This is a genomic window from Microcystis sp. LE18-22.4A, from assembly GCF_027531105.1.
In the GTDB taxonomy this organism is placed as follows: Bacteria; Cyanobacteriota; Cyanobacteriia; order Cyanobacteriales; family Microcystaceae; genus Microcystis; species Microcystis aeruginosa.
Genome location: NZ_JAPZRB010000384.1, coordinates 1 through 3,908 on the forward strand (window position 1 = coordinate 1; position 3,908 = coordinate 3,908).

A 3,908-nucleotide genomic window follows, 5' to 3' on the forward strand; every position below is an offset into this window, starting at 1 on the left:
GAGTGATCAGGGGTAAATTCAGGGACTTTTTCCCTGAAAATTAGGTAATTGACCCCCTCAAAATCGGTAAAACCCCACACCCCACACCCCACACCCTACACCCTGCCCCTAGGAAAAACTTTTTCAGCAAACCCTAATTAAATTGAAGATAGATCCCCCCTGCCCCCCTTAATAAGGGAGGTGCCGATCCCCCCTGCCCCCCTTATTAAGGGGGGTGTCTGATGGTTTTTAACAGCTAACTACTTATTGATCAGTTATCAACTTTTAATTGATGTTAAATGCGGGTTTTAATCTGGTATCGCAATGATCTGCGGGTTCACGATCACGAGGCAATTTATCGAGCCATTCAAGAACAATTAGAGATAATTCCCTTCTATTGTTTTGATGAGCGTCAATTTGGGGTTACTTCCTACGGGTTTCCAAAAACTGGCAAGTTCCGGGCTAAATTTTTATTAGAAAGCGTAGCAGATTTGCGACAATCTCTGGAAAGTTTAGGCGGTAATTTAATTATCCGACGGGGAAAACCAGAAGAACTTATCCCGCAATTAGTTCAAGAATTGCAGATAGCCAAGGTTTATTATCATCAAGAGGTAACAGCAGAGGAATTAGCGGTAGAAAAAGCGGTAAATAAGGCTTTATCCGGGTTTCCTGTGCAGATAAAAACTTTTTGGACAGCCACTTTATACCATCCCGATGATCTACCTTTTACCCTTAATCAACTGCCAGAATTATTTACTAATTTTCGTAAACAAGTAGAACGTCATTGGGAAATAAGAACAACTTATCCCACGCCTAAAAATTTGACAAAATTGCCTAAAATGGAGTTGGGAAACCTTCCCAGTTTAAACGATTTAGGCTTAACAGAACCAATTCTAGACTGGCGAGGTGTTTTGTCATTTCAAGGGGGTGAAATAGCAGGAAAATCACGGGTTAAAGAATATATTTGGGATAGTGATTCCTTAAAAACCTATAAGGAAACCCGCAATGAAATGTTAGGGACTAATTATTCCTCAAAATTCTCAGCTTGGTTAGGTTTTGGCTGTCTTTCCCCCCGTTATATCTATGAGGAAGTACAAAAATATGAGCAAACGAGAGTAAAAAATGACTCTACCTATTGGCTGATTTTTGAATTATTATGGCGAGATTTTTTTCGATTTATTTGCAGTAAACACGGGAATAAAATCTTCTATAAATCTGGTTTGCAAGAACTTTATTTACCTTGGTTAGAAGATTGGGAAAGATTTAATCTCTGGTGTGAGGGAAAAACCGGTTATCCCCTTGTAGATGCTAATATGAGAGAATTAGCCGCTACAGGATTTATGTCGAATCGTGGCCGGCAAAATGTCGCTAGTTTTCTGACCAAAAATCTCGGTATTGATTGGTGTATGGGAGCAGAATGGTTCGAGTCGTTATTAATTGATTACGATGTCTGTAGTAATTGGGGTAATTGGAATTACACTGCTGGTGTCGGCAATGACGCGCGAGGATTTCGTTATTTTAATATCCCTAAACAGTCGAGAGATTATGATCCCAAAGGTGATTATTTACGTCACTGGTTGCCCGAATTAGCCCTAATAAAAGGCGATAAAATTCACGAACCTTATAAATTATCTCCAGAGGAACAAAAGCGTTATGGTGTGATTTTAGGGGTTAATTATCCTCGTCCCATTGTCGATTTTTTTCAATCCATCAAACACAACGAAAAAATTTATCTTCAGCATTTCAGTAATCAGTAATCAGTAATCAGTAATCAGTGGAATTCTACATAATATTGTCTCAAGAATAAAATTATTTCTAGACAAGAAACTTACCCAAATAAAAATGATTTTTATTGCCCCGTATTTTTTCAGTCAAATTGAATGAACAACGATAGATATACATTTCAGTCCTAAGTACAGGACAAAAATTGTAGAGAATGAAGAAAATTCCGATAAGACGAAGATGGTCAAAACCTAAGCGAAAAAGACTCTTAGCACGACGACCATGTTTCTTGAGCGGAATTGGATGAAGCTGATGAAGCCATAGGCCAGTCTTGAAAGACCAGACCAAAGCTCAAGTCAACAGAGCAAAAAGTTTACGCAGGCGATCGGGGTCAGTAAAGTGGGTCGATTGCAAGCAAAAACCACGAGTCTTGAAAATGCCAAAAAGGGTTTCAAGACCCCAGCGCAGAGCGTAATCGCTGATAATTCCGACCGTATGTGGGGGAGCAATCACGACCAAGAGGTCTCCGTCGTCCAAACGCAAGGCCTCAACGGAGACGCGATAACCCCAAACCCGACAATCACCTTTGAGTTGTTGAGATTCTCCGAGCGCCAAGTGGGCGAAGACGACTTTGGCAAGCCTTGGCTTTTCCCTGCCGCTGAATCTTGTCAGTAGCTCGAATCCTTAACCGGAAAGACAAGTAAAGGAGTTTACTCATAAACATAGCTTGAAGAAGAGAGAAGTGAGAGAATAGAGTGGAATGATAAGATGCTTCCATGCCTAGAAAAATCCGAGAGTTGAAAGCTCAAATTGCCCGTGAGGGATTTGTTTACTTACCAAACGCGGCAAGGGTAGCCATGAACGTTGGAGACATCCTTTGATCGGAAAAACACTGACAATCCCAGGCAAAGATGGAGATGATGTCCCACTTTACCTAAAATGTCGGATGAATGCCCCCGCTAAATTTTTCGACAAGATACTCACCTTTGCGGGGGATGAAATCCGACCAGAATATCAACCGCAGATCATCGGTTTAATTCCGCCATCTGTGGGTAAACTGTGTGATAATTAAACTATCCAATGGTCGAGGATTAATCAATGCTAGTCGTAGAAGCCAAGTTAAAAAACGGAACACCAGAGCAATATCACCAGCTTGATGAAGCTATCAGAACTTCTCAGTTTGTGCGTAACTCTTGTGTTCGTTATTGGATGGACAATAAGGGGACAACCCGTAATGATCTTCAAAAGCTTTGTGCTGTACTAGCTAACAATAAAGAGACACCTTATGTTAATAAATTAAACTCTCAAGCTCGTCAATCGGCTGCTGATAGAGCCTGGCAATCAATTAATAGGTTTTACCAGAATTGTCATGCTAAGATACTTGGGAAAAAGGGTTTTCCTCGGTTCAAAAAACATAGCCGTTCCGTTGAGTATAAACTAACAGGCTACCAACTATCTGATGATAGACGTAAAATCAAGTTCAGCGATGGCTTTAAAGCAGGAGAATTTGATTTATGGTGTAGTCAAAAGACATTAGTTTATTATTCAGAACAACAGATTAAACGGGTAAGAGTTGTTAGACGTGCTGACGGTTATTATTGTCAGTTTCTCGTGGCTGTAGAACGGCAAGAATACCATAAACCAACGGGACAAATAACAGGAATTGACTTAGGGTTAAAGGAATTTTATACCGATGCCCAAGGTAATACTGTACTGACAGGGGGACAAGCAAGCTGAAAAGCTTATGTAGCATAAAATACAGACACAGACTCCAAAAAAAGATAAGTCATATTTACCATATATGACCTAAATAACGAAAATGATAAGTGAACTATACCAGAAAGTGTTAGAAAATGAACTGGGACGAGCCAGATATCTACTGTTGTTAATGATAGTTGGAACCTGGCAAATACTAAAGCAAGCTAAGTTAGAGATATTAGCAGAAGCACTGCCAATACCGATCCTGTTTGAGAGTCGGAGAAAAAAACTAAAAAGATTTTTAAAGCTGGAAATTCTGAATATTGAAAAAATCTGGTTTCTCTGCTTAAAAGAGATGTTAAAACAGCAGGAGAGATTCACAATAAAAGGATTAGTATATATTGCCATAGACCGAACGAGTTGGGGAGCAATTAATATCTTGATGGTGAGTCTAATTTATGACAAGAGAGCCATCCCAATCTATTGGGAGATATTGGATAAAAAAGGAA

General features: G+C 39.7%; 1 protein-coding gene and 3 pseudogenes. 3 read left to right on the forward strand and 1 reads right to left on the reverse strand.

Translation table 11 applies throughout. The features are described from left to right. Window positions 1-278 precede the first annotated feature (278 nt). On the forward strand, window positions 279-1,736 hold the full coding sequence (locus tag O9295_RS16980; RefSeq protein WP_288034038.1) for a DASH family cryptochrome: 1,458 nt from the start codon (window positions 279-281) through the stop codon (window positions 1,734-1,736). 152 nt (window positions 1,737-1,888) lie between these two features. Here O9295_RS16980 and O9295_RS16985 read toward each other — a convergent pair. Continuing rightward, window positions 1,889-2,401: pseudogene (locus tag O9295_RS16985) on the reverse strand (transposase family protein); the annotation flags it as partial. A gap of 398 nt (window positions 2,402-2,799) precedes the next feature. On the opposite strand from O9295_RS16985, the pseudogene O9295_RS16995 reads away from it, so the two are divergent. Beyond that, window positions 2,800-3,414 (forward strand): annotated as a pseudogene (locus O9295_RS16995) (RNA-guided endonuclease InsQ/TnpB family protein); the annotation flags it as partial. 130 nt (window positions 3,415-3,544) lie between these two features. Beyond that, window positions 3,545-3,908, forward strand: a pseudogene (locus O9295_RS17000) (IS4 family transposase); the annotation flags it as partial.

Bases quoted from the DNA above. Each gene is read 5' to 3' on its own strand.
- O9295_RS16980 (WP_288034038.1), top strand. From the start codon at position 279: ATGCGGGTTTTAATCTGGTATCGCAATGATCTGCGGGTTCACGATCAC.